This window comes from Pseudolactococcus reticulitermitis, from assembly GCF_002260845.1.
Classification (GTDB): Bacteria; Bacillota; Bacilli; order Lactobacillales; family Streptococcaceae; genus Pseudolactococcus; species Pseudolactococcus reticulitermitis.
Genome location: NZ_BEDT01000004.1, coordinates 1 through 15,313 on the forward strand (window position 1 = coordinate 1; position 15,313 = coordinate 15,313).

At 39.8% G+C, this 15,313-nt stretch carries 14 protein-coding genes, 8 tRNA genes and 1 rRNA gene; 3 read left to right on the forward strand and 20 right to left on the reverse strand.

Annotated elements, in window-relative coordinates; all coding sequences use genetic code 11:
- Positions 1–226 precede the first annotated feature (226 nt).
- The 20 genes from RsY01_RS07595 to RsY01_RS07690 form a co-directional block, all read right to left on the reverse strand.
- Positions 227–300 (reverse strand) — tRNA-Asn (locus RsY01_RS07595).
- 91 nt (positions 301–391) lie between these two features.
- Positions 392–507 (reverse strand): 5S ribosomal RNA (gene rrf / locus RsY01_RS07600).
- A 25-nt stretch (positions 508–532) separates the two neighbouring features.
- Positions 533–606: transfer RNA gene (locus RsY01_RS07605), tRNA-Ile, on the reverse strand.
- Positions 607–650: 44 nt separating this feature from the next.
- Positions 651–721 (reverse strand) — tRNA-Gly (locus tag RsY01_RS07610).
- Between the two features lie 28 nt (positions 722–749).
- Positions 750–822, reverse strand: a tRNA-Phe gene (locus RsY01_RS07615).
- A 44-nt stretch (positions 823–866) separates the two neighbouring features.
- A tRNA-Asp gene (locus tag RsY01_RS07620) sits at positions 867–939 on the reverse strand.
- 14 nt (positions 940–953) lie between these two features.
- A tRNA-Met gene (locus RsY01_RS07625) sits at positions 954–1,027 on the reverse strand.
- A gap of 33 nt (positions 1,028–1,060) precedes the next feature.
- A tRNA-Ser gene (locus RsY01_RS07630) sits at positions 1,061–1,150 on the reverse strand.
- 7 nt (positions 1,151–1,157) lie between these two features.
- Positions 1,158–1,229, reverse strand: a tRNA-Glu gene (locus RsY01_RS07635).
- Between the two features lie 138 nt (positions 1,230–1,367).
- Positions 1,368–2,012, reverse strand: coding sequence for a LysM peptidoglycan-binding domain-containing protein (locus RsY01_RS07640; RefSeq protein WP_167373250.1), 645 nt, complete (start codon positions 2,010–2,012; stop codon positions 1,368–1,370).
- Between the two features lie 222 nt (positions 2,013–2,234).
- Positions 2,235–4,115, reverse strand: a complete 1,881-nt coding sequence (locus RsY01_RS07645) for an acyltransferase family protein (RefSeq protein WP_094784968.1) — start codon at positions 4,113–4,115, stop codon at positions 2,235–2,237.
- Positions 4,112–4,843: an MORN repeat-containing protein gene (locus RsY01_RS07650; protein ID WP_094784969.1), complete on the reverse strand. Its 732-nt coding sequence runs from the start codon at positions 4,841–4,843 to the stop codon at positions 4,112–4,114. The genes RsY01_RS07645 and RsY01_RS07650 overlap by 4 nt, the downstream gene beginning before the upstream one ends.
- 78 nt (positions 4,844–4,921) lie before the next feature.
- Complete coding sequence (gene ftsH, locus RsY01_RS07655) at positions 4,922–6,967, reverse strand: ATP-dependent zinc metalloprotease FtsH (protein ID WP_094784970.1); 2,046 nt, start codon at positions 6,965–6,967, stop codon at positions 4,922–4,924.
- Positions 6,968–7,072: 105 nt separating this feature from the next.
- A complete protein-coding gene (gene hpt / locus RsY01_RS07660) occupies positions 7,073–7,621 on the reverse strand; it encodes a hypoxanthine phosphoribosyltransferase (protein ID WP_094784971.1) in 549 nt (182 codons plus the stop codon).
- A gap of 9 nt (positions 7,622–7,630) precedes the next feature.
- Entirely contained in the window at positions 7,631–8,869 is a 1,239-nt protein-coding gene (gene tilS, locus RsY01_RS07665; RefSeq protein WP_094784972.1) for a tRNA lysidine(34) synthetase TilS, read from the reverse strand.
- Entirely contained in the window at positions 8,866–10,179 is a 1,314-nt protein-coding gene (locus tag RsY01_RS07670; protein WP_432205772.1) for a serine hydrolase, read from the reverse strand. The genes tilS and RsY01_RS07670 overlap by 4 nt, the downstream gene beginning before the upstream one ends.
- On the reverse strand, positions 10,166–11,611 hold the full coding sequence (locus RsY01_RS07675; RefSeq protein WP_094784974.1) for a 4-hydroxyphenylacetate 3-hydroxylase N-terminal domain-containing protein: 1,446 nt from the start codon (positions 11,609–11,611) through the stop codon (positions 10,166–10,168). The genes RsY01_RS07670 and RsY01_RS07675 overlap by 14 nt, the downstream gene beginning before the upstream one ends.
- Positions 11,608–11,898: a S1 domain-containing protein gene (locus RsY01_RS07680; RefSeq protein WP_133063200.1), complete on the reverse strand. Its 291-nt coding sequence runs from the start codon at positions 11,896–11,898 to the stop codon at positions 11,608–11,610. The genes RsY01_RS07675 and RsY01_RS07680 overlap by 4 nt, the downstream gene beginning before the upstream one ends.
- Positions 11,899–11,936: 38 nt before the next feature.
- Positions 11,937–12,326 carry an FtsB family cell division protein gene (locus RsY01_RS07685; RefSeq protein WP_157905800.1) on the reverse strand — a complete coding sequence of 130 codons (390 nt, stop codon included), beginning with the start codon at positions 12,324–12,326 and terminating at the stop codon, positions 11,937–11,939.
- Positions 12,327–12,407: 81 nt separating this feature from the next.
- A complete protein-coding gene (locus RsY01_RS07690; RefSeq protein ID WP_094785161.1) occupies positions 12,408–12,668 on the reverse strand; it encodes an RNA-binding S4 domain-containing protein in 261 nt (86 codons plus the stop codon).
- Between the two features lie 204 nt (positions 12,669–12,872).
- On the opposite strand from RsY01_RS07690, the gene RsY01_RS07695 reads away from it, so the two are divergent.
- From RsY01_RS07695 to ychF, 3 genes are all read left to right on the forward strand, one after another.
- A complete protein-coding gene (locus tag RsY01_RS07695; protein WP_094784977.1) occupies positions 12,873–13,775 on the forward strand; it encodes a WxL protein host-binding domain-containing protein in 903 nt (300 codons plus the stop codon).
- Between the two features lie 83 nt (positions 13,776–13,858).
- Positions 13,859–14,053 (forward strand): DUF951 domain-containing protein, encoded by a 195-nt coding sequence (locus RsY01_RS07700; protein ID WP_094784978.1) that lies wholly within the window; start codon positions 13,859–13,861, stop codon positions 14,051–14,053.
- A 51-nt stretch (positions 14,054–14,104) separates the two neighbouring features.
- Complete coding sequence (ychF, locus tag RsY01_RS07705) at positions 14,105–15,220, forward strand: redox-regulated ATPase YchF (protein ID WP_094784979.1); 1,116 nt, start codon at positions 14,105–14,107, stop codon at positions 15,218–15,220.
- Positions 15,221–15,313: the final 93 nt, after the last annotated feature.

Below are 15,313 nucleotides of genomic sequence, written 5' to 3' on the forward strand. Positions count from 1 at the left end.
TGTCAGGAGATTCATCTGCTTTTAACGCCTGAGGAGATTACCCTATTCGATGCGCTCAGGAGAGGCGAAAAGATTGACCGTAATCAGAAATATCGCATCAAGAAGAAGATTATGGACTATATTAAGAGGTGCGGGTAATTATTCACGGACTTCACAGCTCTATTTTTCTATAGTTATCTTTATTTTTCAAACAAAAAAACGTTGTCCTCAGACAACGTTTGCTTAGCTCCGCTTGCAAGACTCGAACTTGCGACATCATGATTAACAGTCATGCGCTACTACCAACTGAGCTAAAGCGGAATAATCTCAGCTGGTAGAGTAGAAGAAAACTTCGTTTTCCCTATCCGCAACCTTGAAGCAGTGCTTCAAGCCAACTGAGCAAAGCGAATATGCTTGGCACCGACCATATCTCACAGGGGGCAACCCCCAACTACTTCCGGCGTAATGAGACTTAACTGCTGTGTTCGACATGGGAACAGGTGTATCTCTCATGCAATTAGCACCAAACTAATTTTGAAAATAAATTTTCAAATGGGCACAAGTGGACTCGAACCACCGACCTCACGCTTATCAGGCGTGCGCTCTAACCAGCTGAGCTATGCGCCCCAATGTACATTAGGAACCAGTTTTTTTCAATAAAAAAATGGTAAAGCGGGTGACGAGAATCGAACTCGCGTAGTTAGCTTGGAAGGCTAAGGTTCTACCATTAAACTACACCCGCTTAAGATTCATTATGGTTAACCATAATATGGCGCGAGACGGAATCGAACCGCCGACACATGGAGCTTCAATCCATTGCTCTACCAACTGAGCTACCGAGCCAAATGTTACTGGTTTTATAACTAAAATACTGAAAAGTATTTTAACGGTCCCGACGGGAATTGAACCCGCGATCTTCGCCGTGACAGGGCGACGTGATAACCGCTACACTACGGGACCTACTGATTTGATGATTGCGGGAGCAGGATTTGAACCTACGACCTTCGGGTTATGAGCCCGACGAGCTACCGAGCTGCTCCATCCCGCGATAATGTTATATTAGGAACTCGTCGTTTCCTAAAGGAGGATTAGGGATTCGAACCCTAGCACGCTTTTACACGCCTGACGGTTTTCAAGACCGTTCCCTTCAGCCAGACTTGGGTAATCCTCCATAAAAATAGTCCGTACGGGATTCGAACCCGTGATACCGCCGTGAAAAGGCGGTGTCTTAACCCCTTGACCAACGGACCAGGGTTTGAACTGTTTGAGATGTCTCAATCAGCAACAAAAATAATTATATCGTATTAATTCTATTCCGTCAAGCATTTTTTCAAAATAAACTGAAAAACTTTGTAATTGTTTCTGAAACTTGACGTCAAACTCCTTTGTTATAGTGTCCAGTGTGTCATCCCACCATGATTAAAGAGATAAACCGCACCTTCGATTTGTGCCTGTAAATCACCATCGTATCCTGTATAGCCTGGCGCTAATTGGAACAGACCATAATAACCAATTGAATTTTTGATATTTGCAATCCAACCACTTTCCCGTGAAATGATGTAATCCCATTGACTCGCATCTACACCGGTACGAGTTTGAAGTTGTGTCAAAACATACAAGCGTTCATCATCTGATAAGCCACCCGCAGCAACTTTATTCCCATTATTGATTGAAATACCTTGTGCATTTTGATTATCAATGGCTTTATCAGCTTCTAAAGAAGTCTCTGTTTCTTCCTTAACAACATATGACTTAGAAAAAGCTAGCACCTGACCAACGTAGATTGCTTCAGAAGAGGTCAGATTGTTTTGTTGCATGATTGACGCCATACTGACCTGGAATTGGTCAGCGATGGCACTCAATGCATCTCCAGCCTGAACAGTATAGCTAACCTGATCACTTGTTTCGCTTGATTTAGCTGGCTCAGCTTTTACAGCATGGCTTACTTTTGCTGCGGCTGGTTTAGGACTAACTTTTGAAGTCACGTCCGAAATTTTAGGTTGTGTTGTTTTTTCTGTCTCAGAATTTGTCATATCAGCTTGTGTGCTGCTCTCATTTCCTAAAATAAGAAAAACTGAAATACCAAATATCAGACCTATCATGCCGATAAGACTTAGAAGTGTGAAAAATATTTTATGAGCTGTTTTGAAATCATTCTGTTTATTTTTTCGCATATTACTTTATTCTAACATGATTTTTCAACAAAAAAAAGCCTTGTCACAGACTTTTCACGTATTTGTTACATTTTCGTAACTTTAAGATTTTGGTCTTGATTTAGCGACCTGATTTAAACTTTGCGCCAAGAGATTAAGGTAATCTACCGCGACATCTTGTTTCCCAGCAAAGTGAATTTTATCTGCCCAAAGCCGATTATCTTGCGGTTCAATATAGGTCGCCCAGTCCGCTATCGCTACCCAAGGATACTTAGCTGGCAGTGATTTCAGATAGGTGCTAAATTCATTTAGAACAGCTTTATTTTTACCATCATAAGGGGTGACAAACACTAACCTCGTGCCTTTAGGCGCGCTATCGATGATCTTTTGAACATCAGCTGTCATATCATTCGTCACGTTCGCACCAGCTGAAATCACAACATACTTACCAAGTGTACCAGCTTTCACCTGTTTTTCAAACAAATCAAGGATGCTATCCAAGTTTAAACCAACTTGTGCCTCAACATCAGCATCGGGTAAAATCATTGATAGATAAGGCACGACACCGACCATCACTGAATCGCCCAAAACAGTCTGAGAACTATCCAGAATATTTTCTGACAGAGAGGTGCTTTGTTTCAAGCGCATATCTGTACTCGTATCAAAGCCAGCAGCTGGATTCCCCCAACTCGTATTGGCATTAATGTTATTGCCGATATCATAGAGATTTTGGCTTAATTGACCTTTATGATCAAGCGACACCATCGCTTCCCCAATCGCTGCCTCATGCAGACTTCGCTCCGTTTTTGAAAGCGCAGGCGCAGTCAACATCACACCAAATCCAACCAAAACGACCACACCCAAGCCAGCGTAAAACGGCTTACTCAGTAACCATTTCGCTGGTTTTTTGCCATGAAAATAGGGTTCAATCCCATAGTAGACAAAAGCTGAAGCTACAAATGAGATGAGGAAACTCAAAATCCCCGCCAATAAAACTTGCGGTACAAAATGAGAAATAATCAGCCAAACTGGCCAATGAAACAGATAAATACTATATGAGGTATCCGCAAGGATTGTCAGAATTTTAGGTTCAGGACGAGTCGTGCGTTCATGCAAAATTCGAAATTGAACAATTAAAATCGCAGTTAAAACACTCGTCAGGATTAAATTAGTCCGAATCGTCCAACTGCTCTCAAATTTGCCAAATAAACTCAATAGCAACAAAATCAAAATAGGAATACCTGACCAAAGCAGCATTTTTTTAATCGGATAGCTTGCAAAATGCGCTTGCTGTTTCTCACTAATGCGGACCCCAACAACAGTCGCTACCATTGCACCAATAAAGAAGGGATAGGCATGGCTCGCAAAAGCAAAATAACTATAACTTAAATATTTGGGGTCAAAAGTGACTTCTAAATAAATAATCGAAGCAACACTCGCTAAAATGGCAAATACAAACACGATAAAACGCGTTTGGCTCAGCAATTTTTTACCTGTAAGCCCTTGTTTTTTCAGCCAAAGAACCAAAACAAACAAGAGCGCACCCCAAATCAGGTAGAAAAGAAACTCCAAAGATAGGGTCCAAGTATGGATATACAACTGCGGTGTTTGCTGTGCTTCATAGGACAAACCAGACTGAATTTCAAACCGATTGGTCACAAACCCAATAGCGGCAGCGACTTGCTTGGCCAGATTAGCCCGAAAATCAGACGGTAATAACAGCGTGAAAGGCAACGTCGTGCTGATCATGATGACCAGTGGTGGAAAAATCCTCATAAAACGACGTTTATAATAGGTCCATAATGTAAAGCCACCTGATTTTTCAAGTTCGATAAAAAAAAGCGATGTAATCAGATAGCCTGAAAAGACAAAGAAAATATCAACGCCGATAAAACCGCCAGGAAAAGCTTTGACAAAAAAGTGATAACCTAAGACAGTCACAAGACCCAAAATTCGAATCAGAGAGAACCATTTAATTTTCATTCTTCAAGCTCCCCCATGTTAAAGTTACCCGTGATTGGGTCGCCCACGATTGGTGTATAAGTCCCTTGACCATTCGGCAAACCATTTTTCCACGATCCGTCGTAGCTCGCACCATTGGCGAAATGCATCTTGCCCTGCCAAGTCCCGGCAAAACGCCAAGCCCCCTCATAGGAAAAAACACTCCCCTTAAATGAATATTGGTTTGCGGTTTGATGAATAACTGACTTATCGGCTAGGGTAATCGTTACTTTTTGACCATTTTCTGTGACGACATAGGCATTATTTTTGGTATAAGTCACAGGATCAAGCATTTTACCAGCCTTAAATTTAGCTTTCAGCGTATTGCCTGAACTATTTTTAATCGTCGCATCGCCAGAAAAACGGCCATTCTTCAGACCACCTTGATAAGTAAATTTGCCATCCAAGGATTTTTGAGTGACTTGCCGTGTCAAGCTAAAGTCGCCTAAAGCATAAAATTGTGCGATGAGAATGACGAAAAGGCTGACAAAAATTGCCAACGTTAATTTTTTTAGTTTTAATTTTGATTTTGTTTGAGCTGGCATGGCAGGTTCGACGTCATTTTGAGGCACGACCGCCTCTGAAACTTCTGCAGTTTCCCAAATTTCAGGGGTCTCCGAGGTTTCCAAATCCTGCTCTACCACATTTTCTTGCTCAAAACGACGTTTGGTCTCCAATTCTGCCAATTTTTCCTTGAATGTTTGAGCCAATTTACGCTACTTCCCTCAGTTTTATTATCTAATATTATATCACAAAACACAAAAAAATCAGGCGTTCAGGCCTGATTTTTATTCATGATCTTGATTTTCAATTTTGTTTAAATCATCATCTAAATGATCAATTTTAGGTTCGTTTACTGCTTTTAAAGTTTGTTCAAAATCTGCTGGTTCAACACTTTCAGATTCTGTTACATTATCAGCAGGCATTTGACCTGTTTCAAACAAAGACTTGATTTGACGTGCATCCAAAGTTTCGTGTTCAAGCAAGGCAAGTGCAATCGCTTTATGCTGTTCACGATGACTTTCAATGATTTGACGCGCAGTTTCATGCGCTTCGTTGATAATGCTACGCACTTCTTCGTCAATCGCTTGCGCCGTATATTCACTGTAACCTTTGGTCTGACCGTAATCACGACCGATAAAGACAGCTTGTGAATTGCCTTCAAGCGTAACCGTACCCAGTCTTTCAGACATACCGTACTGTGTCACCATACCACGCGCGAGCTGTGTTGCTTGCTCAAAGTCATTTGAAGCACCCGTTGTAATGGCATTGAAAATGATTTCTTCTGCAGTACGACCACCCATAAGACCCGCCAAACGTTCCTGCATGTCTTCTTTAGAGAGCAAGAATTGATCTTCTTTTGGCAAGGAAATCATGTAACCACCTGCACGACCACGTGGCACAATCGTTACTTTGTGAACAAAGCTTGCATTTGACAGCACCAAGCCAACGATTGTATGACCCGCTTCATGGTAAGCCACCATTTCACGTTCGCGCTCAGAAATCCGTTTGTCTTTCTTAGCTGGACCTGCAATCACGCGATCTTCTGCTTCATCAATATCAGAGGCATCAATCACAGACTTGTTACGTCGTGCAGCAACGAGCGCTGCTTCATTTAAGACATTTTCCAAGTCCGCACCTACGAAACCTGGTGTTTGTTGGGCAACAACTTTCAAGTCAACATCGTCTGCCAATGGTTTATTCTTAGCGTGAACTTTCAATACCGCTTCACGACCTTTAACGTCTGGCGCACCAACGAGTACTTTACGGTCAAAACGACCTGGACGTAGCAAGGCTGGATCGAGCACATCAGAACGGTTGGTTGCTGCAATGACGATCACAGCATCGTTGCTTTCATTGAACCCATCCATCTCAACCAAAAGTTGGTTGAGGGTTTGTTCACGTTCATCATTCCCTCCACCCATGCCGGCACCACGTTGGCGACCGACCGCATCAATCTCATCAATAAAGACGATGGCAGGGGCATTTTTCTTGGCATTCTCAAAAAGGTCACGGACACGTGATGCCCCAACGCCGACAAACATTTCCACAAAATCTGAACCAGAAATTGAGAAAAATGGTACCGCAGCTTCGCCAGCAACGGCTTTCGCAAGGAGCGTTTTACCCGTTCCTGGAGGGCCTTCAAGTAAGACACCTGCTGGAATACGCGCGCCTAAATCATGATATTTTTTAGGATTTTTCAAGAAATCAACAACTTCGACCAGCTCTTGTTTTTCTTCATCAGCACCCGCAACGTCAGCAAAACGAACTTTGACCGTTTTCTTATCTTGCTCTTTGGCACGTGATTTTCCGAAACTCATCGGATTACCACCGCCATTAGCACCGCCACCACGCATGCCGCCCATCATCATGTAAAGGAAACCAATCATGAGGAGAAGTGGTAGCCAAGAACCTAGGAGTGTCAACCAAACACCGTTTGATGGCTCTGGTTTTACAGAAACTTTGACTTTTTCTTTATCAGCAATTTTTTGTAGATCACTAATCGTCGTATCTGTTGGTAAAATTAAACTTGTAAACTTCTTAACTTCAACTGGTTTATTGTCAATCAAAGAAAAGTTTGTTTTTGCTTTAATTTTTTCAGCCTTTTTGTACTCCCCACTCACTGAAATGAGTGAAGATGATGGCTGGTATGTGAATTCTTTGATATCGCCAGCTTTTAGTTTTTTAACGAGGGTTGTGTAGCTGATTTTATCTACAGTTTCATTGCCAACGCCCTTGAAGAAATATTGGAAACCGACAACTGCAACGATTACCATAATGACCCAGAAGAAGGAATTTTTTATGAAACCACTGTTTTTATTTTTATTATTCATAGAATCCTTGTCTAAATTTTGTGTTATACCAGATATTATGACAAATTTTTCCAAAAATGTCTATCTATAAACGTCAGGTTTAGTCAATATCAGCCTTTAGACTGATTAAACTTCAGTTTGATAAATTTCTGCTTTAAGCACACCGATATAGGGTAAATTACGATAGTGTTCATCATAGTCCAGACCAAAACCAACTAAAAATTCATTGGGTAAAGTAAAGCCAACATAATCCGCTTCAATATCAACCACACGACCCTCTGGTTTGTCAACCAATGTTACAATTTTGACTGATTTTGCCTTACGATGGATGAGTAACTCTTTCAAGTACAGAAGTGTTCGTCCAGTATCGATAATATCTTCCACAATCACGATGTCACGACCCTCAACAGATGTATCCAAATCCTTAATCATCTTCACTTCACCAGATGATGATGTCCCACCATGATAGCTTGAGACAACCATGAAATCCATCTCAATGTGGGCATCAATCCGTTTTGTCAATTCTGCAAAAAAGGGGATTGACCCTTTTAAAATTGCGATCATCAATGGATTTTTATCTGCATATGCCGTTGTTAAAATTTGTCCTAATTCTTCTGATTTCGCACAAATTTCTGCTTCGGTGACTAAAACTTTCTCGATTGTTTGTTCTAACATGTTGGTTACTTATCTCTTTTCCCTATAATAAAGTGTTCTTTTCATTTTATCATGTTTCAATGATTTACTCAAATCAGCCGTCACAACGTCTAGCACACCATAGACGATATCATCAACGACGATTAAAGGATTGCCGCGTTTTTTAAGCGCAACTTTCGTGTCAATGAAATACCGACGCAGTTTCTTATCAATCCCATTCACCTGAATCCGATCACCCGGCTGCCGTTTTCTAATCACAATCTGTCCTGTAGCTGGCAAATCAATTTCTTGAAAATCACCCGTAATATAGGGTGTCATCGCCGTTTCGAATTCAGTTGCCTTAGATCTTTCTTCAATATAAAAATGGTAGCGATCTTTGATAAAGTTGTAATCATTTGAAATCGCATGAAAATATTGCCCCTCACGCCTGATAATATGGAATAATTCATCAAACTGAGCTTTTGAAACTTCTAAAGCTGGGAATTTAGCGATATAGCCCTGTAAAATAAAATACTGTAAATCATCAATCTCTCGAGAAAACTCAATTAAATCTATTTTTTCAGCAGTTGCATAAGCCCTAGCGCTGTAAGTGACAATCGACATGGCCTTTTGAATTTCATCTGTCAAACTAGCTAGATTTTCAGAAAATCTCGGATTTTCTTTTTCAAGCGCTGGTAGATAGAGATTGCGGACACGATTTCTCAAGTAATCGTTCTCTGCGTTAGACGCATCTTCAAAATAATCAGGCGCATCAAATTCGGACTTTTCAAAAGCTAAAAGTGGCCGAATGAGGGATAAACCTTGTCGCTCCTCTCCAAATGCTTGAACCGTCGCCATGTCTGTTAAGTGGCGTAGCCGTGACCCTCGGATTTGCCGAATCAGAAAATTTTCCGTCAAATCATCCTTGTGATGTGCTGTTACTAAGGCTGTTAACTGGTGCTCGACCATAATTTTTTCAAAAAAATCATAGCGGAAATGGCGTGCTTTTTCTTCAGAAAAAGAACCGACAAACTTTGCCGTATAAAAAGGAACCCCCAAGTCAGCCATTTTTTCTTGTAAGGCTTTTGCTTCATCAGCAGACACTGCCCGTTGTTGATGATTAACATGGGCAACCGATAAAGAGATATTGAGTGATTCTCTAGCTTGATAAAGCCAGTTAAACAGCGTCATCGAGTCTAGCCCACCCGATAAAGCAACTAAAACGTCTCGGTGTCGTTCAAAATACTGCTGTTCATCAACTATTTTGACAAATTTCTCGTAAGGGGTCATTTCATTACCTCATAGATGGCTTTGGAAATATCAGCCAATGCGTCATTATCAGCACCATTATCTGTCTCAATCACTAAAATATAGGGTTCTGGCGTAAAAATCAGAGCAGCATCGTGATTAAATTCATCTGCTGTCCCGATTTTGTGCGCCACTTGGACCGATTTAGGGAGTTTAGCAGGAATGCGTTCTGTATCATAATCCGTCCCAATCAAGGCATTATAACCTGCTCCACCCTCATGGTAGAGCGCTTCGAGGACACGTCCTACCATTTCAGATGATGCTTCGCGTTCGATTGGATTCCACGGTTGTCCTGCGATTTTTGCAATCTCAGACTGATAGTTTTCAGAAAATTGATTGGTCTCATAGTAGGCCAGCATATTACTTGCTACATTATCAGAGTCCTTGGCTGTCCGGTTAATCAAATCTAATAAAGTATAAGACTGATTGTCTGCTATTTTAGGCAAAAAGCCTGTCCCTTCTGTCCTAAAAGCGCCTTGACAACCATTCACTAAGTCATTGTAGGCTAAACTATCTCCCAAACTAGCATTACCTGCGTTAATTTGCTTTTGTGTCCAGTAGAGAATTGGTAACTTACTTAAACTCGCTGAATACATTTTTTTCGTTTGATTGACACCAGCCGTAAAGTCACTATCAAGTTGCTTGACATAGATTGAATAGCCTGTTTGCTGATATTTCTGATTTAATAAAGTTTGAACTTGATCTAATTTTGGATTTCTTAAAGTTGCAGATTGGCTATCTATCCAGCCTGTTTTACCACCATCAAAAGTAACTTGATAGTAGGTCCCCCAATGCGTTGTTGCGCTCTTCGTCACATACACTCCCCCAGCACCTTTTGTCAACTTACTGTAAATTTGATTGTCAAAAGTTGTCAACGGCATGTAAAGAACATTGACGTCTTTTAGAACATAGAGTGGTTGGTTTATCTCCTCAGACTTTAAGACAACATCAGAACCAATCTCATTTTTATTATTTGAAATGAAAGTACCATCTGACAGCTTAAATGTTTGCACACTTAAACTCTCTATAGTTAGCTGTGTTTTAGCAGATATCTTCTTAGCCTTTATCTGCAAATCGGTATCCGTATAGCTCTGGGTTTCTTTTAAAGTAACTGCTCGTTTGGGGATTTCTGACCATCTAGGTAACTTTGCATTATCTGACAATAGCTTGGGTGTATAAGTCTGTGAACTCACGATATCTGATTTTTCAGGGAATGTGAAAAAGGCTGGTAGAAGCATTGCCACAAAAACCAGCCATTGTAACACAAAATAAATTTTCTTATTTTTTACCATTTCTTGCATTGTTTAAAACCTTATCAATCATCTGATTCGCCTGTGTTAAATCTGTGTGTCTGAGATGTTGTAGATGAATAAACATGGGATTACCACCATGTAAAAACTCATACACACGTTGGCGCTGTCCGAAACTTTCGCTTGTAATGTCCCAAGCGAGATTTAATAAAAGCACCCGCTCTTCTGCAGGCATCAAATCACTGGTCAAAGCAGAGTCTAACATCTCTGAAATCTCTGGATTGCTAAACGCTCGAAAATCTGGCACGCCAACAGCAGAACCTGCTGAAAACTCAGCAATCACGCATAAAGCTTCATCATAGTAAGTTGTTAATTTAGCACGAACTGCAAGTAAAGTTTGCATATTGGGTGTAAAAACATCTTTTTGTAACTTGCCCGTGACTTCACTCGCAACGATACAAGACCGAATGAGTTCCAGATTAACAGATAGCTCACCTAACTTTTCTTGGACACGCTGAAAACCAGACAGCCCTAATTGTTCAGCAAGTCGGACAGCAATTCCTGTCACAAACTCCAACTTAACAAAGCCACGGATCTCATCTTGGTGTGCTGTATGATGAAATAAACCACTTGCTTCAAAGAAAGCGTTAGATTTTTCAACGTCTCCACAAACGAATAATGCGTCATTGGGAACAAAGACATCATCAAAAAGCAAAAAGGCATCCATCTCATCAAAGGCTTGAGACAAGGGATAGTCTGCAAGGGAATAGTCTGATTTCATCGTTGGTTTGCGACAGATGACTTTAACACCTGGTGTCGCAATCGGCAATGCAAAAGCCAAGGCGAATTTGTCATCTTCAGATTTTAAATCTGGCAGATTAAAAATTAATAACTCATCCGCAAGCGGTGCTAGAGTATTGACTTGTTTAGCGCCCCTAACAATTACGCCATCTTCTCGCGTTTCTTTAATCCAAACACCAGCAAACTCCTGCCCTTCAGCCAATAATTGAGACAAGGTTTTTTGGCGGTCTAATTGCGGGTTTTGAATGGCATGGCTAACAAAGACATCATCAGATTTGACGTGATTGGCCCAATTTATCGCATTGCTTGCAAAATCAATCTCGCCTTGCTTCCCTAAATTATCTGCATAGTTGCCTAAAATAGCGACACCGGCATTGATAAAATCGGGTGTCCGGCCTAACATGCCAAAGGATTCACGTGCAACCTCTTCATAAATTTGACGTTTTTTAGCCAAATCATTTGCTGTCTTGGGTGCAAAAAACATCACGGAAGCTTCGCTTTCAATCCCATTGTCAAAAAAGGTATGGTTCTTATTCTCATGTTGCAATTCATAATAGCGCTGAATGACTGCCAAAGTTTTAGAGAATACTGGCTCACTGGCCATATCAGTCACACGTTGACCATTGAGATAGACCTCACGTCCGTCATTAAGTTGCCCATTTTTTGTTGTCATGACTTGCTTCCTTTTCGGTTTTGATCGCGTAATCCTTGCAAGATTTTCCCAGTTCTAGCCAGTATGTTATCATATTTTTCACGGAAATTTTCTGGTGTTACACGCAAATCAATTTTACCGTCATCATGAATTTCTTTTACTGTGACTGTCAGGGCATCATTTCTCTGAAACTTCTCTCCTCGAGGGACGTCTGACCACCGTAACAAACCCGTTAAAAGAAAATCATCTGATATATTATCAAAACGTGCCTGATTTTCTTGTGATAAGTCAGATGCTAAAAATGTCACAAATAGTCCGAAACGAGAGATAGATTTAACGCGACCCATCATTTTATTTTTGTAAGTCCGCCATTTGACAACTCCGGAATTAAAAATACTTTTTCGCCATCTTTTGAATAGTATCTCAAACGGGCATACTTTTCAATGAAAATCGGATCTTTAAGTTTGACAATATCAGCTTTTTCAATGGCTAATTGTTTATCCAAAGCAACTGATTTCTTTTCATATTCTGTCTTCAAATCTTGACGACTTTGCAATGTTTGATATGATTTGACAAGATTAATTGTCGGTAAAATCATAACCAAAATGACAGCGACCAAAATCAAACCTAAATAACGGCGTTTGGGTACCGATTTCTGACTACTTGTTTGCATTTGGTTTAACTGTTGCGTTGTAAACTCATTATTTAACCGAACAATTTTCTTTTGATTTGTCATGATGTCCCTTCTATCCTGCAGATAATTTTCACGCTCTAAATTAAGTCGATTGTCTGACATTCTACCTTAATCCAGAATAACTCAAGGATTCACACGCGTTTCTGACAAGATTTCATACATCTTGTCAGCATCTTCCTTTTTAGTAGAATCCTTTATATCCAGAACGCGAACTTCTAAGATCTTATTACCAAAAGTAATCGTTAAAACATCCTGATATTTAACATCAGATGAACTTTTCGCAAGAATACCATTTAGTTTAATTCGACCTTTATCTGCAACTTCCTTAGCAACTGTTCGACGCTTAATAAGTCGCGAAACTTTTAAATATTTGTCTAATCTCATAAGTCTTATTATATCACAAACCCTGATGGCTTGTATACCTTTTAGAATTTCAGTAGTGTCCCTTTCAAAATAATAATGTCTCGTTTTTTTTTGCATCATATTTCTTAAATATTTACAAATATGATATAATTAAAGATAGGGTATAATTTAATAATATCAAAATAACACATCATCTCAATATTACTTCTCAAATAAAAGGGAAATATGAAAAAAATACTAACACTCCTAATCCTAATGGTTAGCTTTTTTGCCACTAAAGCCTATGCTGATAAGCTTGATTTCACTGTCACCCCCATTCTAGAAGAGGAACAATCGGTGACGGATCAAACAATTTCTGCCAAATATCAGGCACAGCAAACCTTACGTTTTAATTTACAAAATAATTCTGATAACACCATCGACATTAACATCAAAACGGCAATTCCTGATCTTGACAACGACGGCAACCCAATTTTTACTGACGGCCATACTTTTTTAGATTCGCCTTCAACCATCACCTTGCCTCCAAATGGTAGTCAAGAGATCACGATTAACTATAAAGCTGAAACTTTCAAAAAAGATTTTGATGGTGAAGTCACCAATGCAATTCTCTTTTGTCAAGGTGAGAAAAATATCACTTACCTTGTGAATGTCCGAAAAAATGATAATAAAGACACTGAAAATATCGTCATTGAAAAATCCGAAGCGGTAATCCTCAATAACAAATATTTCATTAGAATTTTAATCAAAAATGATAGCAATGCTTGGCTAAATAACGTGTTGATTGACAGTCACATCATGGACCAAGCGACTGAACAATCGGATACGCACCAGTTTAGTCACATTGCGCCTAATAGTAAGATTGAAATTCTAATTCCTATGTCTGAAAAATTCAAAGCTGGTACCTATCTCACTCTGAATACCGTCCAAACGGCAAGTCGAACTTGGAATTTAGAAAGTCAATTTAAACTGTCAACCGAAAAAATTGACGAACTCAATGGGATAGAAGCGCCTATTCATAAGGGTGAACACTCTAAAATTTTTTACTTTGTTAGTATTTTATTCTTCCTATTGGTTCTGACGATTATCCTCCAATTTAATTTTATTCAAAAACACAATCGAATATAACAACCATTGGCACCAGATGGTTGTTTTTTATGGTTATTTTTGTTAGAATGTAGTGAAAATGTTTCATCGTGATGGAGGTAGCAATGTACGCTTTAGGTGATTTTGTTGAAATGAAAAAACCGCACGCTTGTGTGATCAAATCAACTGGGAAAAAGGCCAATCACTGGGAAATTGTCCGATTGGGTGCAGATATCAAAATTCGATGCACCAATTGTGACCATATCGTCTTGATGTCACGCAATGATTTTAATCGAAAATTAAAACAAGTACTGAACTAGGAAAGGAGATTGAGCCGTTAGTTTCATTGCTAATAGCTCAACATCTAAATTATGGCTTTAACAGCAGGCATCGTTGGTTTACCAAACGTTGGGAAATCAACTCTTTTTAATGCAATCACACAGGCAGGCGCAGAAGCGGCCAATTATCCTTTTGCGACCATTGATCCTAACGTCGGGACTGTCGAAGTACCTGACGAACGGCTCAATAAAATTACAGAACTCATCAAGCCTAAAAAAACAGTGCCAACAACCTTTGAATTTACGGATATTGCAGGGATTGTTAAAGGCGCCTCTAAAGGTGAAGGACTTGGTAACAAGTTTTTGGCCAACATTCGTGAAGTGGACGCGATTGTGCATGTCGTTCGTGCCTTTGATGATGAAAATGTCATGCGGGAACAAGGTCGTGAAAATGACTTTGTTGATCCGATTGCTGATATTGACACCATTAACTTAGAATTGATTCTAGCGGATTTAGAGTCTGTCAATAAACGCTATGCGCGTGTTGAAAAAATCGCTCGGACGCAAAAAGATAAGGATGCTGTCCTCGAGTTTAAGGTTTTAGAAAAAATCAAACCTGTCCTTGAAGCTGGTAAGTCAGCACGAACAGTTGACTTTGAAGATGACGAACAAAAAGTTGTCAAATCACTCTTTTTACTAACGACTAAACCTGTTTTATATGTGGCAAATGTGTCAGAAGATGAAGTTGGCGATCCTGATACAATCGACTATGTCAAACAAATCCGTGACTTTGCAACAACAGAAAACGCTGATACAGTTGTGATTTCTGCACGTGTTGAGGAAGAAATTGCTGAACTCGAAGATGATGAAAAAGCTGAATTTTTGGAAGCGATTGGCTTAACTGAGTCTGGTGTTGACAAGTTGACACAAGCCGCTTATCATTTACTCGGACTTGGCACTTACTTTACAGCAGGTGAAAAAGAAGTTCGAGCTTGGACTTTCAAACGTGGCATTAAAGCACCCGGAGCTGCAGGCATTATCCATTCAGATTTTGAAAAAGGTTTCATCCGTGCTGTGACCATGTCCTATGATGATCTCATCAAATACGGATCAGAAAAAGCCGTAAAAGAAGCAGGACGCCTACGTGAAGAAGGTAAAGAATATATCGTACAAGACGGTGATATCTTAGAATTTCGTTTTAATGTTTAATAGCAAATGTCAGGAAGCTGAAATGTTAATTTCAGTCTTTTTTGACGTTTACAGAATTGTCAACTTAAAGTAAAGATTTTATCAATATACTGT